Source organism: Clostridium sp. UBA7791 (assembly GCF_002480755.1).
In the GTDB taxonomy this organism is placed as follows: Bacteria; Bacillota; Clostridia; order Clostridiales; family Clostridiaceae; genus Clostridium_J; species Clostridium_J sulfidigenes.
Window position 1 is genome coordinate 1480856 of record NZ_DLCT01000005.1, and the last position, 21871, is coordinate 1502726.

Sequence of the window (21871 nt, forward strand, 5' to 3'; positions counted from 1 at the left end):
GACGTTCGGTATGTATTTTACCAAAAATATTCTGCCCCCTGAGGAGCAGTTATTTCTACCCATTGTAGCGACTACTGTACTCAACATATTGTAAGATAGTCTCTGTATCTAAAATATCAATTCCTATTCCATTCAAAATCACACTGAAAAATTCCATTTTCCTACGCATTTCTTCAGGTGTAGATTTTGCAATGGCAGGGTTTACCCAAATGTTCATTAGTGTAATGATCACCTCAGCAAGTTCCTTTGGATAAGCGGTTTCAATTGAACCATCACTTATTCCCTCGTTGATGATAGGCTCTATATAGCATGGGACAATCAATTCATAGATTTCTATAACTTGTTTCATCACAAATTTAGGATCATTCATAATTTTGTTTGACATTGCTATAATCGCATTACTACCCGGATTAGCGTAGCCGGCTTTAATCATCATTTTTAGCTTTTCATAGCCAGTCATTGTCTTGTCATCACGGAGTTTATTGAAATAAGCTGTGTTTTCATTGCCAATTTTCTCACATACTGATTGAAAAATTTCCTCCTTGGATTTAAAATGATGATAGATTGCCCCCTTGGAAAGCCCCCCTAAATTATTGATGATATCTTGAATTGAAGTGTGTTCATAACCTTTTTCTATAAAGAGCTTTAAGGCTGCCTCTAAGATTAGGTTAACTGTTTCTTCTGGATATTTATTTCGTGCCATACAGCATCCACCTCCATACCTACCGTTGGTATTTATGTTATCATTGATGATTTTTCTTGTCAAGCACTAATATACTATTAATCTAAATATAATAAACTATAGTATTTGTCATTCAATATGGTTCTATGAAATTTATAGATTGCACCTAATAAGAAATTATTCTTTTTCTGCTGCAAACATTTCTGCATAAATACCTTGTTTTTTAATCAAACTCTCATGATTACCGCACTCCATTATAGTTCCACTTGAAATCACAATGATTTTATCGAATCGCTTAACTAAATTTGCTTTATGCGATACTAATATACATGGAATTGATTTTTTTAAGAGATTATCAATTATTTTAGTTTCTGATAAAGAATCAAGGGCACTGGTTGGTTCATCTAATAGTAGCATCTTAGTGTTTCTAAATAATATTCTTGCTAGTATTATTTTTTGTTTTTGACCTCCAGATAAATTCATTCCTTGATCTGATATGGTAGTAGATAATCCCATTGGTAATTCTTTTATCAATGTATCTAAAGTTGAATCACAAATAACTCGTTGTAAAAAATCAGGATCATAATTTTCTTCTCCAAGGGTAATATTGTAAAGAATGCTTTCATTAAATATAATAGGATTTTGATTAACCATTCCTATAGCATCTTTAATAGCCTCTTTAGAGTATTTATCTATAGTTAGATTATTAATATAGATTTCACCTTCAGTAGGTTCTAATAAATTATCAAGAATTTTTAATAATGTGCTCTTCCCAGAACCACTTGAACCTACCACAGCAATTTTATCATTTTTATGGATGGATAGATTAATATTGTTTAGTATTAGCCCATCAAATATTGAATGTTTAAAAGATATATTTTCTAACCTATAAGAATCAATGTGATCAATTCTTTCTAGCATGTGTGTATCTGAATTAAGATGTTTTGTAGAGTTTATAGCAAATATTTCATTTATCTTTTTAAACTGTATCTTAATAACAGTCATCTGTATAAATGTACTCATAACCCCATTCAAGGGTGAGAGAAAAGATTGAGATAAAGTTATAAACCCTATTAATTTTCCAAGGGTTATTGAAAATACTCCTTGTCCATAAATTAATGTTGTACCAATCAATATTAAAATAATAGGAGTAAAGTAATATATTGAACTTATAAAACTACCTAAGACAGAAATTTTTATATCCTTCTTTAAAGTAAGATCGCGTTCTAGCTTGAATTTTTCTGACCATCTCTTTAGAAAAATATTTTCTAGGTTTAGAGATTTTATTGTTTCCATTCCTTCAAAAAGTTCAATAATAATATTTTGAGTTTGATTCTGCAAAATCATTTCTTTGCTATTAAAATTAAATAGCATTTTTGTGTAGAATAAGGATGAAAAAATAATAATAGCACCTATTCCAACAGTTATGAAAGTAAGAATTGGAGAATAAGAATACATTATAAAGAGATATACAACTACTAAAATAATTTCAATTATTGATTTTAAAAATTGTTGGCTTAGTAATTGCTGAATGTAACTTATTAAATTTGCTCGATAAATCCAATCACCAGAGGCACGATTTATAAAATACTTAAATTGGATTTCCGAAATCTTCTTAATCAACTTATCTATCATCTTCCCATTAAAGTTATATTTTAATTCTGCCAGCAATAAGTCATTTAAAAATTGCATCAGAGTATAAATTATAAAGATTATAATAAACCCAGGCACTATTAATAAAGTTCTTTGAAGTAGTGATCTTACAACATTGTTGCCATCAATGAGAAGTCTAATAAAGGTAGGCACAATTATTGAAAATAACTGTAAAATTATCATTGATACAAGTAAGAATATTAGTGATTTTTTTTGCTTCACAAAGAAATTCATAATGATTTTTTGCAAAGTCTCTACATGTGATTGTTTCTGTTTTTTCCCCGTATCAATAATCATATCAGTTGGTTCAAAACTAAGAATAACCTGGCTAAATGATTCTTCAAATTCCATTTTTGAAACCTTCAAAATTCCCTTATCAGGATCAAATAATGTTACTTTATTTTTAATACTTTTAACCACAACAAAATGATTATTATTCCATAGAATAATAATTGGATGTTTAATTTTTGACGACATCAAATCATCTGAGTTAATTTTATAGGCTTTACCTTTTATCCCATGATCAGATATGATCTCAATTAAATTGTATAGACTCAAACCTCCCCTAGGAACCCCATAATGATCCCTTATTTCATTTAATGTAGATTTAATGCCCCAATAATTTAATATCATTGTTATACAAGCAATACCACATTCACTATGTTCAGATTGTTCTACTAAACTTAACTTTCCCATATTTGTGTCCATCCCTTTCCATTAACTTAAAGAGCTAAATAAATAAAAAAGCACCCTTATTTATTTAAAAATTATGGTTGTATTATCCCAAATATATGTAAAATTGTCAATGTAATCTTCTTTTGCTGTAAATAATATATACTGTACTTTTTACATGTTGTGTACTTGTTAAAAATTAAACATTGCTCTGATGAGAAATAAATAATTTAATTTACAAGATTTATATGGCTATTATTTGGGAAACCTTGTAAATACAATAATTCAATTTTAATATATCATATTATATATAAAAACAAAAATGTAAAATATTTAATAATATGTAAACAATATTGAAATTATAAAATCTTCGTGATATATTTAACATGTAAATTCAAAAGTACATGCATGTTAGATGAATTTAACAAATTAAAAGGGGGGGGAAATAAAAATGCAAAAAATGTCAAATGAAATTTGTGGAAAGAGCTTAAGGGAAATGTCACAAAATGAAATGCAAGATATATATGGTGCTTCATCTGAAACAAATGGTACACCAGCTACTGTTGTTAGTGCAATATCAAAATTTGTAACAAAAAGCTCAAAGGCGTGCATATCTGCATCTGCATCTGCTATAAGTGGTATTCTTTCATATAACAAAGACTGCTTAGGCTAATAAAAAATAAGGAGATTCATTATGGAAATGAAACAAGATAAAATTGTTGGAAAGAGCTTAAAGGAATTGTCAGAAAAAGAATTAATGGACGTTTATGGTGGACGTGGAATGTCAGAACCTCAATCTACCATGGTATGCTCTGCATTAATAACTTTTGTAGGCTCATACCTTGGTTCTGCAGTGACTAAATGCGGTAAGGACAATAAATAATAATTAAAATATAGAATAATCATAAGTAAGAGGTGTTGGCTCACCATCACCTCTTACTTATGTAATAATATAAAATTTATAACTAAATAAAAGTACCCACTTTTAGCATTGTGTAGGTTGTGGAAGTACGTAACTAAATAGGTAGAGGAGAAAATATTATGTACTATAATTTTTATAATGCACTTACTATAAAAGAAAGATATTCAATAATAGAAAATCAATTAAAATATAAAAATAACTTTAATAAAGAAGCTTTTATGCTTTGGCGAAATGATATGTCTATATTAAGTAATGCTGAATTTTCAAAGATGCTAGAAATAAATAAGTATAACCAAAATATTTTTTCATTTGCTGTTGAGAAAAATCCAAATCAGGAATTAAAAGAATTATACATAGACTATACAAAAAATTCTGATTGGTATAATAAGCTCATTGAAATACATGAATTATCCAACTCATGTATTGATTTTGATAACACAAAACTTTCATATTTATTAAGATATTATATAATATATGCTGATAAAGAAATCAGAAGTAAGCTTAAACCAGAAATAATCAAATTTATTAAACAAGAATCAATTCAGTCTATTTTATTATCCTTTTTTTCACAAATTAGTGACATAGGAATAAAGGCTATTACCCTTGAAATTAATATGCAAAGAGAAAAAGGCCTTCTTCTTGGAGATACTACTGAGGACAGATATAAATATTTTATTAGCAAATATGAAAATGCAGAAGACATTCTAAATTTCTTTGATAAATATCCAGTATTAGCTCGTGTTCTTGTAGAAATGACCACAATGTTTATTAAGAATACCATTGAAGTATTTGACCATATTAATGAAGATAAAATAAAGCTAAAGAGCCATTTTCATATAGATGAAAAAGATTTTATTATTGATACAATATATTACGGACTCGGTGATTCACATAATGGAAATAAAACGGTAATGACATTAGCTTTTGAAAATAATAGAAAAATATTGTATAAGCCAAAGAATCTACATGTAAATATTGCATTTTCTAAGTTATGTGATTATCTTAACGATAGAGCTCCAATTCTGCCTTTGAAAACTGTAAATTCTCTTGCTGTCAATGATCATGGCTATGAAGATTTTATTGATCATATAGATTGCCAATCAGAAGAGGAAGTAAAAAGATATTATACAAGATTTGGTTATTTATTAGGTCTTATGTATCTTCTTAACGGCACTGATATGCATATGGAAAATTTAATTGCCCATGGCGAGCATCCAGTTATTATTGACCTAGAAACAATTGTGCAGCAACCTACATTATTCAATGGTAAGGATAATGATAAAACTACACAACTAATCAAACGAAAAGTGTTTGAAAATATTGATAGAATAATGCTCTTAACTAGCAGGCTTAAAAATAGTGATAACAGTAAGGGAATAGATATTAGTGCTTTATCTGGAGCAGAGAAAACCCTTGATGAAAAGGTACTACAAATCACTAATCTTAACACCGATGAGATTAGATTTGTAGAAGAAACTGCTGTACTACCTGGAAGCCAAAATCTCCCACTAAAACAGATTGATTTTAAAAAATATAAAAATAACGTAATTGATGGCTTTACTACTATATGTAATTATTTTATAAATAATAGAGAAGAAATTTTAAATTCAGATGTATTTAAAAGCTTTAAAGGGTTAAAGGTAAGGCAATTATTACGAAATACTAATCAATATGCTAAGATACTGGGTCACTCCTATCATCCTGACTTTTTATCTGATATGTTAGATAGAGAAAAAATATTAGAAAACATGTGGAGCATTGAATTTAACAATCCAACATTTATTATTAGTGAAATTGAAGATATGATGTTTAATGATGTCCCTTATTTTTCTTATTACACCCATGGATTAGAAATATATAGCTCAAATAGAAATCTGGGAGAGTTTACTTCAAAAACTTCATATGAGTATCTTATAGAGCATATTATAAGGATTAGTAATGAAGATATCTTGAAACAAGTTTCCTTAATAGAATTAGCATATGGAAACTATGATATACCTAATAAAATTAAGGAATATGAAATGACAGTACAATCCCTTAAAGAAAATTATTCAACTGAAAACACTTTCTTAGAATGTGCTATTAATCTTAGCAAAAAAATATTATCTGAGCGAATTAAAAGTAAGGATCTCCTTCTATGGATGACAGTAAACACAAGTAAATATGAAGAAGACTCCTATAATGTTATATCAGCAGACTTTTATGACGGTGTTTATGGAATTGCATTAGCTATGTACTATTTATATAAAGTAACAAATGAGACCAAATATTATAGCTATTTTGAAAAGATAATTGATGAGTGTAATACGGAAGATCAAATAATATATGTTGAAAAAAATATTGGATATACAAGCACCTTTAGTTTTATACACATGGCATCCTTCTTAGAAAAAGAAGATTTACAAAAAAGTAAAATTAAAGGTTATATAAATAAGTATTTAAAAAAATTAGAGAATAATATTGAAATTGATGTTGATTATCTTAATGGAGCAACTTCCCTTGTAAATTCTTTAATTAGATTATATGATAACTCTCATGATACAACATACTTATCCCATATTATCACCTATGCTGAAAAAATATTAGCATGCTTTAAAAAAGATGAGGTAAAGGATTTTCAGGCTGGTTTTGCACATGGCTTAGGACCTATTTCTTTAATATTCTATAAATTGTATAGTATTACAAAGTCAATAAAGTACCTTAATTTTGCAGCCGATATATTAGATAAGGACAAGCATCTCTACTCCAATTATGAAGAAATGCCACTATCATGGTGTAGAGGTTTAACTGGTCTGGCAATTTCTCGTATTGAAATTTGCAAAACTATGAAAAAAGCAAATTTAGATTATACTGAAGTTTTAGAAGAAATTGAAAAAATCAATGACCATATTATGAAGTCAGCCATGTTCCAAAATGATTGTTTATGCCATGGTAATTCAGGTTTACTAGAATATTTCTTGACTAGATATTCTTTAACATTGGATTTACATGATTATGACATGGCAAAAACAATAATGAACAAGATTATGACAACCCAAAAGGCAAAGGGTAAATTCCATTTGAAACAACTTGAGCATATTTCTTCAATAGGATTATTCACTGGAGAAACTGGTATTTTATTTGAGCTAATTCGTTTGATTAATCCTGAAATTGTTCCTTCAGTATTAAGTTAGAGAGGTGATATTATATGAAAAATATTGTAACACTAATAGGTACACGTAATTTAAATACTCGAACTTATAAATATGTTGAAGAGATTTTCAATGAACTCAATGTAGAAAGTGAATACAATAATACTATTTTAGACCCAACAAAATATTGCCTTAATCCTTGCTCTGGATGTAAAAATTGTTTTAGTAATGGTATTTGTATTTTTGATAATCTTAATGATGATAAAGGTAGTGAACTTAAACAACTACTTTTATCTGCAGATTTAATAATTATTAGTTCACCAGTGTATGCCCATAATGTAACCTCTGATGTTAAACTAATTTTTGACAGACTTTCTTATTGGTTGCACATTTTTAAATTGTTAGGAAAGCCAGTTATAATACTAACCACAACAGATACAAATGGTGAAAGCTTTGTTAATGATTATTTAACTAAAATGTTTCAGTATATGGGAGCAGTAATTATTTCAAATGAAACTTTCTTTGCATATGATACACAGGAGGAGATTTTTCATAAGCTCCAATCAATAAGAAGTATCATAAAAGATGCTCTTGAAGGAAATATTGTTTTAGAATCCTCTCCAATGCAAGAGGCTATGTTTCAGCAATTAAAGTATACTTATTTATTTTTCCCTAAAGAACATTACGAATATAAATATTGGGATAGTCACGGATATTTTAATGCAAACAGTTTTTCAGAACTTTTAATTAAGGATAACAGCCATAATGAATAAATTTTTCAACTATACAAGTTTTCTTTTAATACTAATATTATTAAATTTAATTAGTTTTTTTCTACGGATAACAATAATAAATGAAATAACCCTTTACTATTTGTTATTTTTAATCGCCGTTACTTTCCACGAACTTGGACATTTTGCCTTTGGTAAAATCATAGGAATGAAGCTGGAATCCCTTTATGCTGGGCCCATAAAAATTTGTGTTGTGAATAACAAGGTTAAACTTAAAGAAAATAGCATTTTTTCCTTAAGTAATGGCTTATGTCAAATGTTTAAATGCATTGATAAAAACCAGGTATCAAGGAATTTTTCACTCTATTATTTAGGGGGCATATTTACTAATTTATTATTATTTATTCCTGCCATTCTTATAAGTAGAATAGAAACTGAATTTTACTTTAAAACAGTTATTACCACCTTTGGTACAATGAATTTTGTTATTGCATTAGCAACGTCACTGCCCTTTGAAGGAAACGATGGATGGATGGCACTTTTATTACTAAAAAATGATAAGGGCATTAAAAATAAAGTTTGGCTCCAAAATATATATTTAAGCGATATTGATGCTAGTGAGTTAACAGAGGCTGAAATAGATAATTTATTTCAAGTATTTAATAACCATGAAGACATAAGTGATATTTTCACTTGCGGTAGTCTATTAGCATTACACTATATAAAAAACAGTAATTATGACTTAGGAAAAGATTACTTTATGGAAATTATCAATATTATGAAAAAGCAAAATAAAACTAACAGGATGGAAGCAAAGAGTTATATTGAAGTCGTAGATTTTCAATTAAAATTGCTTACTTTACTAGAGAAAAATGCAGATATAGAAAACTTCAATGATTTTGACAAATCACAATTAATAAAAACAGCAAAAGAATATCAAAGAGCGACTATAGACAATCGATTTAGAGAGTACATTGATACTATTCTGTCTAGGATAAGGTAGCTTTCTATAACAATGACTTTAAAGGCATGGTGATTATCATATAATCCCATGCCTTAAATTTAGTAGAAATATTTTCCATTGATTAAACACTATTGACTTCCTTTATATATTTATTTTTACTTATTTTATAGAATATAAACTGAATTAAAATTTCTAAAAGAAGAGTAATAATTGACTTCTTCATTAACAGTTCAGTGATTCCACTATTAAATACCATAATATATAAGAAATATACTCCTAACATTCCTCCTATAAATATGGGAACAAAGAAAATTATTCTTAACTCCTTCTTAATTACCGATTTTACTTCACTTTCCAAGATTCCAACTTTAAATAGGATATTATTTCTTTTTCTCTCTTCATTAACATCAGAAATCACTTTATAATATAATACTACTCCATTAGTTATAATAAATAGTATTCCTATAAAAATTGTAGTGAATAATAACATACCATTATCATCTAATTGCATTCTGATTAACTCTTCTCTATAAAGTGGCCTATATGCTTCCAAGGTTCCTCTCTCATCATCAGATATTTTGCCACCCCATAACTGGCCTTCATTCCAATAAGTGCTATCTAAATCGTTAACACCTTTTAAATAGTTTAGTAACCCTTTAAAGGCAACATCTTTATTCCCTACATTCATTAAATGTAAGTTTTTAATGGCTTCTTCTTTTATATTTTTCTTTATCATATTATAGTCATTATCGTTAAGAATAAATGCGAATCCTGAATCATATTCTCCACCATATCTAAAATTAGTGAATTTCACACCTTTTTCTTTTCTAATTTTATCAGCGTTTATTTTCAAAGAGTGAGATTCTTTAACAAGCCCATCAAATTGTTCTTTCTCTATCAAAGTTCCATGTTCTAGTGCTAACTTATTCACTATTTCTAGATTATTATCCTTAAGAGTTAAAAAAATCAAATTTGGAATCTTATAGTCTTTACTTTCATTTTCAACTGTAACATATAATGCCTCATTAAGTTTTATATTAATATCTATTCCCATATGTTTATTATAGTTTGACTGGCTAATTACTGAATGTTTAGTATTTAAAACACTAAGATTACCCGATTCTTCCTTAAATACAGGTACTTCAATATATTCTAATTCTTTGTATTCATTTACGCTTCCACCATTATCTTTAACAACATTTATAACATCTTCTCTATTTACACTGTTATACTTGTTACTTTCAACAAACATAATATCATATGGATTTTCATTTGAAATATATTCTCTAGTTGAAACATAAATTGAATAACTATATCCTACAAATAGCATAGCTCCAGCTAATAGTAGAGAAGTAATAAACAATATGTTTTTATATGCTAAAAATCTATGAGATAAATTGCTTAAAACCAACAAGTTATTATTATATATATTAGGAAATTTCTTTAAAATAGCTTTGATCAAGGTAATAATTGCTCCAATTATTATATATGGACAAATTATAATTACTAAAAACAATCCTAATATTATAGGTGCAACATCCTCAATATTTCCCTTTAGGATAATAATAGGTAAATAATATAAAGCTGCCACAAAAATCAATATAGTTACTACGCCAATAAATACATTAGTATGTCCAACTTCCTTTTTTACATCAGCTTTAATTCCTTCAACAATAGATATACTTCTAAGGTAAAATATGTTGAATATTACATTTCCTAAAAATATTATTGCAAATATACCAGCACTTAATAAAAAGCTCTCATAATTCAATGTGTACTGGATATTAGCTCCACTAACCATTTTATTTAGAGCCATATAGAACATTCTCCCCAAAACTGTGCCACTAACAATTCCAGTAACTAGAGAAGCTATCATAACCCCGATGTTTTCCATAATAACCATTTTAGTTAAATCTTTGTATGTCATTCCTAATGTTAAATACACACCAAATTCTTTACCTCTATTTTTTAAAAAGTATAAATTGGTATATGTAATAAAAACTATAGAAAATATGATAATTCCCACTAATGCCAGCTTTACTATGCCATATGTTGATGTCTTCCCAATACCTTTGATTATGGCAGAATTGTACATTAAACTTCCATACATAAATAGCATTGCGCATATTAAGGAATTAACAAAATAGAAGGATATATATTTATAAAAGTTATAGAAAAAGTTCTTTTTTATGATAACATGAAAGGTCATTAATTATCTCCTCCTATAAGACTTTGAACTTCTAGAATTTTATCAAATAATTTCTTTCGATCCCCATCAGAGGTAATTTCCATTTTCATTTTTCCATCTTTTATAAATATAATTCTTTTACAGAAAGAAGCTGCAAAGGGATCATGGGTTACCATTAACACTGTGCTATTTTTTTCATTATTCATTTTGGCTATGGTTGTCATAACATCATTTGCCGATTTTGAATCTAAATTTCCTGTTGGCTCATCTGCAAAGATTATACTGGGATTATTAATTAGTGCTCTTGCAGCAGCAACTCTTTGCCTTTGACCACCTGAAATATTATAAGGATACTTTTTCTTTAAATCTAATATATTAAAATACTTCATAAGATCATTTAAACTATTTTCTATTTCACTTTGCTCTTTCTTATCTAATATAAGAGGTAATGATATATTTTCTTCAACAGTTAAACTATCTAGTAAATTAAACTCTTGAAAAATATATCCAATATTTTTTCTTCTAAACAAAGCAAGTTTGTCCTTTTTCATTTCACTAATATCATTATTATTAATAATCACATTACCTGAAGTACCCTTATCTACACCTGAGAGAATGTTAAGTAAAGTACTCTTTCCACTTCCACTTGGCCCCATTATGCCTACAAATTCACCACTATTAATAGTGAAATTTAATCCATTTAAAGCACTAACTTCTTTTGCTCCCTTAAAAGAAGCATATACTTTAGTTAACCCATTAACTTTTAATATTTCCATACACCATACCCCGCTAAAAAATAAAATTATCTCTTTTCTTTATTCTTTCTTCTAATAACTTCTAACACATATCCTATTCCCATACCTATAAAAGCCCCTGCAGTTCCCCACATAAAATTCCCTGTAATCACACCAATACCTGTCCCGATTATAAAACCTCCAAGCATTAAATTTACTGAATCTTCATCCTCATCCTCTTCATCATAACTATCTTTGTTATCACTAGATACATGCTCTTCTTGATTTATGCTTTTTCCTTTATCTGTTTTTTCATTAACCATCAACTCATCTAAACTAACATTAAATATATCCCTTAATAATATAAGGTTATCTATATCTGGATATGCTTTACCTGATTCCCACTTTGAAATTGCTTGACGTGATATATTTAACTTTTCTGCAAGTTGTTCTTGTGATATATTTTTTTCTTTCCTTAATTTTTTTAGATTTTCTTTAAAATTCAAAGTAACCACCTCATATATAATTATCTCTATCTATTTGCTATTATACAAGCATATATTAGTTACTTTTGCTGTAAACCAGTGGTTGCATCAATTAAAAATTAAGCTTAGATTCCTTAGTCTTGATATAGAAGTTAAAAGTAAAGAAAAAAAGTGCCCTCTACTGCAAAGAATAACTCTTTTTATCAATTAATAATCTATTATAATAAATTTGCCAGTGAAGGACTTCAAATAATAGGTAAAGAGCAGAGATTAAATTTAGTATTACTTTACAACAGGCTTCTTTTTAAAAGCTAATAATCTTATTATCTCTTCTATATCTTCCTTTGTTTTAGGTCTGTAATTAATCCATCCACCATCACTACAAGGATATTTATTCTTCCATAATTCTTTAGTTAAAGATAACCCTCCATTAATTACTTCATTGAGTTTTTCCTTATCTTTTGAACTTATTTGCATCATTACATCTATATCGCCACTTTCAAAAAAGATATAACATAAGTGCTTGGTTTTATGGGAATACTTATATCTCCAACCGTAATTATTTCCAAATGGGAACTTTAATTCCTTTTGCATATCATATTGTTTATCAAAGGTTTCTTCAAATTGCTTCAATAATTTTTTCGTATCATTTCCAATGAATTCAAAAATCTCTTTTTCCGTAGGTATATTATTTTTATCTAACATCCTATTACTCATATTAACTTCTCCAATCATATATTATATAAAGAGAGTTCTAAGCTTCTATAAAACTTTACTAACAGAATTCTTAGTATCAGTATTTTTGATACTTAGAAGTCGTTGTCCTTTAGGGGAAATTCTTATCCAGGGACGTAACAGCTCTTTACTCCAACCTTGAAGAAAAGCAGAGAGCCCAGATCTCTGATTTGGTGCTAATCGCTTTCACAGAGTGCGATAGGAGTATTAGAGCTGATAGTCATAGGATTAAAATTAAATAGCATAATTTTTTACTATTATGTATTATCATATATATATTATACGTAAGTTGTCAATAACTTGTCGCATATATGCTTATAGCTATTCATTATAGTGTTTCTCTTTTTGAGTTAGGTAAAGGGTAAAAGTTTCTTGTCTTAAGAGGATTGTGTCCCTCTTCCTGGACAAGGGATATATTTCAATACTTTATAGTAATTTGTATTATATTTCCTATAATGATACACTAATAAATAGGTCGTATATGTAAACCATAACAAATCAAAATAACATCTAGAGATTTATTTGATTTTATTATCTTAAATTTAAAAATAGGGAGGAAACTCTATGGGAATTATGTTAAAACAAGTAACAAAAGAAAATTGGTACGAATGTAATAATTTAGAGGTTTATAAAGAACAAGAAGGAATTGTTGCGCCAAATTATAATTCAATCATTTTAAGTTTATTATATGAAAATTGGAATGCAAAATGCATTTATGAGGATGATATACTAATTGGACTTCTTTTATATGGAATTGAAGAAGATACGAGTAAACCAATGTTACTTAGGTTTATGATTGCTAAAAAGTTTCAAGGTAAAGGATTAGAAAAAAAAGCAATGCTAAAATTGCTTGACTTAATAAAAGTTGAATATGGAAATATAAAATTCTATACAACAGTTTCGCCCCAAAATATATCTGCAAAGAAGTTATATGAAAGTGTTGGATTTGAAGAAACTGATGAAATAATGTGGGGTGAAAATGTAATGGTAGTACAATTATAAATAAAACCATAAGCAAGTGACTCCAACAAGACACGTCATCACTAAAATGTTACCCATTACCCAAATTAGGAACAAAATGAATAAATTTTGTTCCTATTAAATCATTAAAATACATATGAAAAATATTAAGAAAACCCGCAAACCCGCACAGCGCCAACAACTAGTTAACTAGTTATATAGTTAACTAGGTTCATATTTAACTAGTTTCCTAGGTAAAATTTTAAATATATCCCTATTAAACTATATAAAATTTTCTATATTTAACTAGGGATATATTTAAATATGTATATATTTGAGGGGGTGATGTGGGAGGATTTTTTTTGATTAGAATTTATTTTTGTGGTGATGTTTTAGAAAAGAAAATGACTATGGCAATGGAAACATTATTGTCATTTTCATTTTAGTGAGTGAGTATAAAAATTTATCTACTTCCTGTAATATTACACTTTCTTATCAATTTGATTTCATTTATAAATTCTTCTACCAAATTAATATTTCTCATATCTTTCCAAACTTCCTTTGGAATATGCTCAAATACTATAAACTGAAATTCCTCTTTGTACTCTTTATTATTAAATCAATATAATCATTTAATAAAGTTATTGAATAGTATTTTTTTCTTTATCTCTAAATTCTTCATTCTTATTATCATAATATGGTCTACTTGGTTGATCTAAAATAATATATGATGGAATGTACTTAATTTTTTGTGCCATAATAACTTCATGCTCTTTCCACCATTTTCTCCTGCAGTCATCACATCAAAATCTTCTCATTCTACCAGTAGATTTTTGTTTTATCGGCTTTTCATAATTAGCACAAAGTACAATTCTTTTTACCTTTTTTAACATTAAGAGCAACTGTTTAGCACAGAAGTCCCCAGAAATGCTATTACGCTTACATAATCCCCTAACACTATCTCTATTTAATCCTAAAAGATTAGCAATTGCTTTAAATCACCTACCTTTTAATCTTAATTCTTTAATTTTTTCTTTTTTCATCCCTGGTCATATGAGCTACTCCTTTTAATAAATATTTATGCAATAAAAAAAGCAACCACAACTCTTTGCAGTTACTTAATTTGCAGTTCTTATTTGCGATTTTTTAGTACCCCACCCTTAGTTAATTCTACGAAAATTCACACGTGACTTGGCGACAATCCTTAGTTTAAAAAGCTGTAGAGATTTGACCTCACCTACTGTTTATGACTCACCTTCTAACCATTCACACACACTACTAATTGTTTCAAACATTTGTTTCGATACACTATATGATGGCTTTGCTAATTTTGTTTTTTCTTTGCTCATATCTACAATCCATTGAGTCTTAGCTTCTTTACCTCCAGATATTTTTATTTCCTCTGGTCTAGTAATAATATTCTCGAATATATCACTCCAATTGTGTGCGTATGTAACTATTTCTTTACAATCTGCCAGTGATACACAATCCCATACATCAACTTCTTCATCTTCATCATTTGATAAAAATTCATAATTTTTCTCATCTGCTGTTGCCTTAGCATTCTTATAAACAGTTTTTGGTAAACCTTTTATGAGCCAATTATCCCCATGATATGATTCAAGCGCATCCGCTATTTTTTCTTTAACTTTGCTTTCAATCGAATTTAAATATTCTCTTGACTCTGCATTATATTGTTTTGTCTCGTTTTCTATATATTCTGTCAACCCTTCTGGCAAAAAATCTGTTCTTGTTTCAGCAATTACCTTTTGAAAGTTTCTCCAGAATTTATTATCAGCTCCTCCGCCCAAAAATCCCTTTTGCTCTCTTCGCTGTTCATCATCTAATAAATTTATATATGAAATCAATGGTTCTAAATAATATTCTGTTTCATCTATAATTTTTTCAATATTATCAGTCTTAAGATTAATTTTATTCTGCTTTGCCAAGTGCAAAACAATATCATCCAAGATCCTTATTATTCCTTGAATTCCCCTATTAATAGTTAAAATTCCTTGTTTTCCCATACTCCATTCTATTTCACAATTGGACTTAATAATCTTTAAACAGCCTTCAAGAAATGGATAAAAATAATCAATAGTACTTTGATTGTCCCCTAAATCGAAACTACCATCTGCTACAATCACATTATTTTTCCCATATGAAGTAAAGAAATGGCAACGCTTTAACGCCTGTTGAATTGCCTCAATAGAAATACATTTCGTAGGATTCTGTTCATCTTCTCCAATAACAATTCTTCCTAATAATGGTGAGGTTGGCTCCTCTCCACACATTTGAGCTAACTTTGACCTCATCGCCTCTCTTCGCTCATTATAATCCGACGAATCCCACAGCATGTCACTGTTTAATGTTACTCTTAGTGTCTTCGAAACAGCTTTTTGATTTTCATTTATATCCATAAACAATTTTAACTGTTCAATACGTACTAAATCTACAAAAGCAACTACGGGTATTGTATTAGTCCTTGCATAAACTGTATCAGAATAGCCGTATAGTCTGTGTTGCCCGTCAATAATATATGCGGAATGATATTTCTGAGGCAAATGTAACACTCCCAACTTAGACAGGGAGCCTTCTACTTTGGTTTGTGACTGATCAAATTGTAATCTTTTTCCCTTTGTATCAATACTAATAATTAAAGAATTTGGAAAATAACCGCCATTGTTTATAAAGTTTTGAACCTCTTTTAATCTTTTTTTCTTAATTAATCTTTGATATGTAGGCATCATATTTTTATTGGCTTCACTTCTATGGAGTACATATCCTATCTTTAGCAGTTTTTCTGGTTCAATAGAAAACTCATAATATTCATAACCACCCATTTTCCCCTTAATCGCAGGAATCTTATTCTGCATATTTTTAATTTCCGTATTAGCTAATAAATTTCCTAACAATTGATAACGAGCACATGTCCCCAAATGCTTAACCAACTCACAATAATACTGAATCGTAGAATCACTAAAAAAAACTATATCCCATTCTTGCATTCTTTTAATATCTGCTTGACTCATAATATAATTGTGTGCTGCCCATATAAATTTCACTTTTCTTCCTGGGTATTGTTTCTGTGCTGTTTTTCTCAGTCCATCCATTTGTCCATGTAATGCCTCAATCTCCTTTTTGAAAACTCCATCCTTTATGCTTTCCGCTGATTTACATTCTACTATCAGAATTGTTTCATCATCTGCTGCAAAAACATCTATCTGTTGTGTAAAATTCGGATTTTGAAAATCATAGGTCATTTTAAAATTCCTATCTTTATTAAGATATTTGAACCCCATCTGATAAAACAACAGCCATATTTTGTCTTCAAACTGCTCATCGTATGGTTTTTCTTTTCGAACCTTTACAAACTTAGGATCTGCATAATCCTTTACATATTCCCATCCTTCTTCTTCCAATTCAGAAAGCGCAACTTTTCGTTGTTTGTCTTCAATATACAGATTTTTTCTCTTATTCTTTGATGATACTAAGCAACCGTCAGTAACAATATTATCCCAATTTGTCATAATAGCACCTTTTCTAATTTTAAATTAGCCTTTCATTCTTAATTCTGTATATTAGCACTTACAATCAACTCATGATAAGCACGTCTTCCTTCTGTTGTTCCAGATATAAAGCATTGCCGCTCCACTGTATCAAGAACAAACCCCTCTATACCTTGATACAATTCCCTCACCGCTGGATGGTCTACATTAGTCATTATTATTTTAACATTTCTATTTTTTGCATTTTCTAATGTATGTGCTAATCTAACTTGATCATCCCATGAAAATATGTCTGCCGTATAACTAACAAACCTATTATCTTCATTTACCACAGCATATGGTGGATCACAAAACAAAAAATCATTCTCTTCTGCCAAATCAATTGTTTGTTGAAAATCTTGACATAAAATATTTGCATCTTGCAAAATATTTGAAGTCCTAATAAAGTTATTTCTATCAAAAGTAATATCTCTGTCAGTTCCATAAGGAACATTAAATCCACCTTGTCTATTTACCCTGTATATTCCATTAAAGCACGCTTTATTCAAATATATCATTCTAGCCGCCGATGTCGCTGTTGTTCTTGTCCTAGTGTTTCGAACTGTGTAATAATAATCTCTACTATTATTTCTTTGATGTCTCAAGAGATTTCTATATACTAAATCAACTTCATCCCTCACCGATATGTATGTATTTATTAATTCTTGATTAATGTCGCTTAATATTGCTTCATCAGGTCTTAAATAAAAATATACAGCTCCACTTCCTAAAAATGGTTCTATATATCTATTAAATTCATTGACATTAGGGAGTCTATCTGATTCATTATTTACAAACCATTTTTTCCCACCTGCCCATTTCAAAAATGTATCGCTCATCTACTTTATCATTACACCATTTCCTCATAACGTATGCTGCTTATACAGCACCAATAATAATCAAAGCGCCAAAAATTCTTTATTTGGCACACTCTATTTATTGATTTCATGCGGGTATTCTGTTTCCTCATTTTCCACAAATATTACCACCCTAAGCCCTAAAACCAGACAGGCATTCTTCAAAAATATAAGTCCAAAAATATCAGCTTATATAATAATATAAATGATGGATAGTTTTACCCCTTTCAAAGATCATAATCACCCATTTATTATACCTTATTTTACTTGTTTTGTGAAATAGTATTATTTCTTACTGAGCAAACAAACCATCTCGACATGTATAGTATATGAAAACATAATTAACTACAGTTATTGTTTTTCTATTTTCGTTGTCCAAGTATACCGTTCACTATTAACTACACTAAGTCTCTCATATAAACTTTTAAGAGATCATATTACCTATTCCCCCATATATTTAACTGTAAACAATCTAATACAGTGGCTCTATGGATTCTTTCAAGCTATTGTTAAACTTTTCTTTTTTAATTTTTATTTGATTTTTCCATATATATTTATTGATAAATATCCTTTTAATTTCTTCTTATTGCTTTTTATATTCTTTGCATTATACCAAAACTTTCATATTGAATTTTACACAACCTCACTTATAATGTTTAAAATACCTTGGCCATATTTTTCAACCTTAATCGGACCAAATCCTTTAACTTTTAAAAGTTCTTCCTTAGTTTTTGGCTTAGCAGCAACTATTTCATCAAGCGTATTATTGTTATATATAAAATACGGTTTATTATTTTCCATCTTTGCCATGTTAGTTCTATACTCTTTAAGTTTGTTGCATAATATTGTACTTATATCCTTAGTGCCTTCTACATTACACTCTAAATCGTCAATGTCTATAAATTCCTCTAGAATATTATTCGTTTCTGCATCAATTAGTTCAGCTTTATCTCCAATAATGGAGCTTTTATCCTGTACTATCTTTTTTTCTTCCTTTATGTTTTCAATAGATTTTTCATCTACAGCGACCTCTTCTAATATAGCCTTTTCTTGAAAATCGTCTTCTGTTAATGAGTATTTATTATAATAATCAATGTCTATTTCCTTATTATTTTTCATTAAAAATACTGCTACATTATCCATTAAACTCTCGAAAGCTTCTCCTGATTTCTCATGATTTTTAATCTCTTCATTTATCATCTCTGTTATTTGATCATATTTAAAAATTTCTTTCTTTATTTTTGAAGGAGCCTTAGACCTATTTATTATACTTTTAGGATTTGCAATTATTACTTTTGATATAGTAGAAAAAGTTTTTATTATACCATTTTTAATTAGTATTTCTCTAAAAATTCTTACATGCCTATCATTTTGAGCTATAGGACTATACATGCCTTCTTTCTTTAAAACTTTACCATTTTTATTCTTTATATGTCTTATAAACTCCCCAGCTTCATTTATATAGATATCTCCATTAAGCCTTTTAGTTTCAAGTACCATAATAAACCTATGTGTTATAACTACAAAATCTAGTTGAGCAACATCATCTCCTTCTTCTAGTCTAATATTATGTAAACAAATCATTGGGATCTTACTACTTTTCAGTTCGTAGGCTACATTCTTTTCTCCTGCTTAGCCAAGCTTTAATAGCTTTATATCTCTATCGATAAGAGCTTTCTTTTCCCTAGTCTTAACTCTCATACTTAGCTCTTCAAGTTCCCTTAATTGCTTATTATCTTCACTAAACTCTTTATAGAAAAGAGTTGAATTTATTTTCTTAATCCCCAATAAGGCTTTTAAAAATGACATTGTTGTATCCCCCTAATTATTTCAAGTCAGATGAAATATAAAGTTTTAAATATCAAATCTAAAAGGAACACTGGTGTTTCCCCATTAATCTATCTATTTATAACATATCTAATATCATCTAATTTTTGTTGACTTTCCTTATACCTATCGTATAAAAAGCATACTAACTCATCGATTTCTTCTATTAATTGATCTTGTTCTTTTTTAGGAAGAGATGCAAGCTTATAGAGCCTGTTGGTGATCATTCTTTTTACACCTAAAGAACTCTTTTCTCCAGCCTCATGTACTGCAAAGTAAATATCCCAATAATCATAAAGTGGAAAATCCTCTTCCCATATTTTTGATATTTACTTCCCTTCTCTTGCTAATTGTGCTATCTTCTCTGAATCTCTTTTATCCATAGTTTACCTTTAGTGAGAGAGTGTATTATAAATACTAAACTCCCACTAAAATTCACCTTCTTTCATTATATATTTTTTAATGTCTAATAAATCATTTCTCTTTAAATTTAGGAAATTGATTATATCCAACTTTAGGGTTGTTTGATTCAAATAATTTTATATATTCAATTTCCTTTTTGTTAACTTCTTTATCTGTTGCTATTTCAGATTCCCACAATATTTCCTTTCTTATTGTGAAATCTCTTTTTTCTTCTCTAATATAGTCTTTTTCTATTAAATCATTATTAGCACTACCAAAGTAATTAATACTATCAGTTAAATCCTTTCCAATATAGATTTTTCCGTTAGGGTAAGTTATTTTATATATAACCTTCATGAATATACCCTCTATACCAATAAGTTACTTTATATTTTTAATCTCATCTATATTTTCCTTAAATACCTTTAATTATTTTTTATATTTCTCACTAGATATACTTATCATCTGATCATTTCCAATATAGATTTTTATTCCAATTCTACTGTTCCCACATACTTGAATGTACCCCTTTCATGCCTTATTAACCATATTCCTATTTCTTTTTTTATTAACTCTCTACAGTTGGACCAGAAAGAAGATTTATTTATATTTACTGATATTGATATCTTTTCATCTTCTAATTCTAGTATTACATTTATCCAATCCCTATTGAAATATTTATCGCTATCTGTTTGTTTAATTTTTATTCCATATCCTACTCCACTAGGATTGTATGTATCGTTATTCCATACTGTACCAATCATATCTTCTCTCCTCCCTCTTAAAAGTAATATCATGTAACTTTAGTATTCTTAAAGGTCTTAAGTTAATATTATTTTTATAACTACCCATTAAAAAGACTTGTCCCATTTTAGGGATAATGGAAATTTAATAGTATATATCCTAATTATCAAAATAAATACTTTGTTCGAATCCTTATCTGAACTCTATGTTACTTACAATATGCTTCTCCCTAACAGTTATAATGGAGCTTTTTAACTTTATCCTCAAATATTTATTAACTGAGACTAACAATTGAGTTAAAAAGGAGCTACCTTTTAAAATCATTTTAAAGATCCTTCATATCTTCTATTCACTATTATATGGATAACGTGAAGCTCAATACACGTAGTATCTTTACTTACGATAGTCAAGTAGAGAAAAACCATCACGATCTTCTTTTACCACAATAATGAGTGAATCTTAAGAAATCAAATGTTTTTAATCTTTTATATCCCATCTTCTTTCCGTTTTCTTCTGCAAATTTTCAACTAAATCACCCAAACTTACTATATGTGTTGGAAAATTCATAATATCTCATTCCGTCCTTGTTCGTCTTTGCTTTTAATTAATCAGCTTAAATTTGCTCATGATTTTATT

Annotated in this window: 20 protein-coding genes and 1 pseudogene; 6 read left to right on the forward strand and 15 right to left on the reverse strand. The window is 28.6% G+C overall.

Going from position 1 to position 21871, the window contains the following annotated elements; genetic code table 11:
* Positions 1-55: 55 nt before the first annotated feature.
* Together B3Z56_RS12630 and B3Z56_RS12635 are read right to left on the reverse strand one after the other, a co-directional pair.
* Positions 56-703 carry a TetR/AcrR family transcriptional regulator gene (locus tag B3Z56_RS12630; RefSeq protein ID WP_346846777.1) on the reverse strand — a complete coding sequence of 216 codons (648 nt, stop codon included), beginning with the start codon at positions 701-703 and terminating at the stop codon, positions 56-58.
* A 156-nt stretch (positions 704-859) separates the two neighbouring features.
* The gene (locus B3Z56_RS12635; RefSeq protein WP_346876806.1) at positions 860-3031 is read right to left on the reverse strand and encodes a peptidase domain-containing ABC transporter; all 2172 of its coding nucleotides are present in this window, start codon (positions 3029-3031) and stop codon (positions 860-862) included.
* 427 nt (positions 3032-3458) lie between these two features.
* On the opposite strand from B3Z56_RS12635, the gene B3Z56_RS12640 reads away from it, so the two are divergent.
* The 5 genes from B3Z56_RS12640 to B3Z56_RS12660 all read left to right on the forward strand — a co-directional run bounded on the left by B3Z56_RS12640 (position 3459) and on the right by B3Z56_RS12660 (position 8794).
* Positions 3459-3680 carry a lichenicidin A2 family type 2 lantibiotic gene (locus B3Z56_RS12640; protein ID WP_346846775.1) on the forward strand — a complete coding sequence of 74 codons (222 nt, stop codon included), beginning with the start codon at positions 3459-3461 and terminating at the stop codon, positions 3678-3680.
* Positions 3681-3701: 21 nt separating this feature from the next.
* A complete protein-coding gene (locus B3Z56_RS12645) occupies positions 3702-3890 on the forward strand; it encodes a lichenicidin A2 family type 2 lantibiotic (protein WP_346846774.1) in 189 nt (62 codons plus the stop codon).
* Positions 3891-4048: 158 nt separating this feature from the next.
* Positions 4049-7102, forward strand: a complete 3054-nt coding sequence (gene lanM, locus B3Z56_RS12650; protein WP_346878897.1) for a type 2 lanthipeptide synthetase LanM — start codon at positions 4049-4051, stop codon at positions 7100-7102.
* A gap of 14 nt (positions 7103-7116) precedes the next feature.
* Positions 7117-7833, forward strand: coding sequence for a flavodoxin family protein (locus B3Z56_RS12655; protein ID WP_346878898.1), 717 nt, complete (start codon positions 7117-7119; stop codon positions 7831-7833).
* Positions 7826-8794, forward strand: coding sequence for a site-2 protease family protein (locus tag B3Z56_RS12660; RefSeq protein ID WP_346878899.1), 969 nt, complete (start codon positions 7826-7828; stop codon positions 8792-8794). Before B3Z56_RS12655 ends, B3Z56_RS12660 begins: the two co-directional genes overlap by 8 nt.
* Positions 8795-8876: 82 nt before the next feature.
* Here the strand turns inward: B3Z56_RS12660 and B3Z56_RS12665 are convergent, their stop codons facing one another.
* The 4 genes from B3Z56_RS12665 to B3Z56_RS12680 all read right to left on the reverse strand — a co-directional run bounded on the left by B3Z56_RS12665 (position 8877) and on the right by B3Z56_RS12680 (position 12879).
* Positions 8877-10964, reverse strand: a complete 2088-nt coding sequence (locus tag B3Z56_RS12665; protein WP_346878900.1) for an ABC transporter permease — start codon at positions 10962-10964, stop codon at positions 8877-8879.
* Positions 10964-11719: an ABC transporter ATP-binding protein gene (locus B3Z56_RS12670; RefSeq protein ID WP_346878901.1), complete on the reverse strand. Its 756-nt coding sequence runs from the start codon at positions 11717-11719 to the stop codon at positions 10964-10966. Before B3Z56_RS12670 ends, B3Z56_RS12665 begins: the two co-directional genes overlap by 1 nt.
* 26 nt (positions 11720-11745) lie before the next feature.
* Positions 11746-12183: a helix-turn-helix domain-containing protein gene (locus B3Z56_RS12675; protein ID WP_414632757.1), complete on the reverse strand. Its 438-nt coding sequence runs from the start codon at positions 12181-12183 to the stop codon at positions 11746-11748.
* A 261-nt stretch (positions 12184-12444) separates the two neighbouring features.
* Complete coding sequence (locus tag B3Z56_RS12680; protein ID WP_346878903.1) at positions 12445-12879, reverse strand: DUF3788 family protein; 435 nt, start codon at positions 12877-12879, stop codon at positions 12445-12447.
* A 582-nt stretch (positions 12880-13461) separates the two neighbouring features.
* Between B3Z56_RS12680 and B3Z56_RS12685 the strand changes: the two genes are divergently transcribed.
* On the forward strand, positions 13462-13899 hold the full coding sequence (locus tag B3Z56_RS12685; RefSeq protein WP_346878904.1) for a GNAT family N-acetyltransferase: 438 nt from the start codon (positions 13462-13464) through the stop codon (positions 13897-13899).
* Positions 13900-14498: 599 nt separating this feature from the next.
* On the opposite strand, the gene B3Z56_RS12690 is transcribed toward B3Z56_RS12685, so the two are convergent.
* The 9 genes and pseudogenes from B3Z56_RS12690 to B3Z56_RS12730 form a co-directional block, all read right to left on the reverse strand.
* Positions 14499-14615 carry a DUF3732 domain-containing protein gene (locus B3Z56_RS12690; protein WP_346878905.1) on the reverse strand — a complete coding sequence of 39 codons (117 nt, stop codon included), beginning with the start codon at positions 14613-14615 and terminating at the stop codon, positions 14499-14501.
* Positions 14616-15101: 486 nt separating this feature from the next.
* Positions 15102-17387, reverse strand: a complete 2286-nt coding sequence (locus B3Z56_RS12695) for a DGQHR domain-containing protein (protein WP_346878906.1) — start codon at positions 17385-17387, stop codon at positions 15102-15104.
* Between the two features lie 38 nt (positions 17388-17425).
* Complete coding sequence (locus B3Z56_RS12700) at positions 17426-18244, reverse strand: Dam family site-specific DNA-(adenine-N6)-methyltransferase (protein ID WP_346878907.1); 819 nt, start codon at positions 18242-18244, stop codon at positions 17426-17428.
* A 651-nt stretch (positions 18245-18895) separates the two neighbouring features.
* On the reverse strand, positions 18896-19462 hold the full coding sequence (locus B3Z56_RS12705) for an HRDC domain-containing protein (RefSeq protein ID WP_346878971.1): 567 nt from the start codon (positions 19460-19462) through the stop codon (positions 18896-18898).
* A 135-nt stretch (positions 19463-19597) separates the two neighbouring features.
* Positions 19598-19882, reverse strand: a pseudogene (locus B3Z56_RS12710) (nuclease-related domain-containing protein); the annotation flags it as partial.
* Between the two features lie 12 nt (positions 19883-19894).
* Complete coding sequence (locus B3Z56_RS12715; RefSeq protein WP_346878908.1) at positions 19895-20071, reverse strand: hypothetical protein; 177 nt, start codon at positions 20069-20071, stop codon at positions 19895-19897.
* 89 nt (positions 20072-20160) lie between these two features.
* Positions 20161-20316: a hypothetical protein gene (locus B3Z56_RS12720; protein ID WP_346878909.1), complete on the reverse strand. Its 156-nt coding sequence runs from the start codon at positions 20314-20316 to the stop codon at positions 20161-20163.
* 247 nt (positions 20317-20563) lie between these two features.
* Positions 20564-20848, reverse strand: a complete 285-nt coding sequence (locus tag B3Z56_RS12725) for a GIY-YIG nuclease family protein (protein WP_346878910.1) — start codon at positions 20846-20848, stop codon at positions 20564-20566.
* 131 nt (positions 20849-20979) lie between these two features.
* Positions 20980-21255 (reverse strand): hypothetical protein, encoded by a 276-nt coding sequence (locus B3Z56_RS12730; protein WP_346878911.1) that lies wholly within the window; start codon positions 21253-21255, stop codon positions 20980-20982.
* Between the last annotated feature and the right edge of the window lie 616 nt (positions 21256-21871).

Bases quoted from the DNA above. Each gene is read 5' to 3' on its own strand.
- B3Z56_RS12690 (WP_346878905.1), bottom strand. From the start codon at position 14,615: ATGGCACAAAAAATTAAGTACATTCCATCATATATTATTTTAGATCAA.
- B3Z56_RS12715 (WP_346878908.1), bottom strand. From the start codon at position 20,071: ATGTCATTTTTAAAAGCCTTATTGGGGATTAAGAAAATAAATTCAACT.
- B3Z56_RS12645 (WP_346846774.1), top strand. From the start codon at position 3,702: ATGGAAATGAAACAAGATAAAATTGTTGGAAAGAGCTTAAAGGAATTG.
- B3Z56_RS12730 (WP_346878911.1), bottom strand. From the start codon at position 21,255: ATGATTGGTACAGTATGGAATAACGATACATACAATCCTAGTGGAGTA.
- B3Z56_RS12695 (WP_346878906.1), bottom strand. From the start codon at position 17,387: ATGACAAATTGGGATAATATTGTTACTGACGGTTGCTTAGTATCATCA.
- lanM (WP_346878897.1), top strand. From the start codon at position 4,049: ATGTACTATAATTTTTATAATGCACTTACTATAAAAGAAAGATATTCA.
- B3Z56_RS12660 (WP_346878899.1), top strand. From the start codon at position 7,826: ATGAATAAATTTTTCAACTATACAAGTTTTCTTTTAATACTAATATTA.
- B3Z56_RS12700 (WP_346878907.1), bottom strand. From the start codon at position 18,244: ATGAGCGATACATTTTTGAAATGGGCAGGTGGGAAAAAATGGTTTGTA.
- B3Z56_RS12665 (WP_346878900.1), bottom strand. From the start codon at position 10,964: ATGACCTTTCATGTTATCATAAAAAAGAACTTTTTCTATAACTTTTAT.
- B3Z56_RS12670 (WP_346878901.1), bottom strand. From the start codon at position 11,719: ATGGAAATATTAAAAGTTAATGGGTTAACTAAAGTATATGCTTCTTTT.
- B3Z56_RS12725 (WP_346878910.1), bottom strand. From the start codon at position 20,848: ATGAAGGTTATATATAAAATAACTTACCCTAACGGAAAAATCTATATT.
- B3Z56_RS12720 (WP_346878909.1), bottom strand. From the start codon at position 20,316: ATGATCACCAACAGGCTCTATAAGCTTGCATCTCTTCCTAAAAAAGAA.
- B3Z56_RS12685 (WP_346878904.1), top strand. From the start codon at position 13,462: ATGGGAATTATGTTAAAACAAGTAACAAAAGAAAATTGGTACGAATGT.
- B3Z56_RS12705 (WP_346878971.1), bottom strand. From the start codon at position 19,462: ATGATAAATGAAGAGATTAAAAATCATGAGAAATCAGGAGAAGCTTTC.
- B3Z56_RS12680 (WP_346878903.1), bottom strand. From the start codon at position 12,879: ATGAGTAATAGGATGTTAGATAAAAATAATATACCTACGGAAAAAGAG.
- B3Z56_RS12655 (WP_346878898.1), top strand. From the start codon at position 7,117: ATGAAAAATATTGTAACACTAATAGGTACACGTAATTTAAATACTCGA.
- B3Z56_RS12630 (WP_346846777.1), bottom strand. From the start codon at position 703: ATGGCACGAAATAAATATCCAGAAGAAACAGTTAACCTAATCTTAGAG.
- B3Z56_RS12640 (WP_346846775.1), top strand. From the start codon at position 3,459: ATGCAAAAAATGTCAAATGAAATTTGTGGAAAGAGCTTAAGGGAAATG.
- B3Z56_RS12635 (WP_346876806.1), bottom strand. From the start codon at position 3,031: ATGGGAAAGTTAAGTTTAGTAGAACAATCTGAACATAGTGAATGTGGT.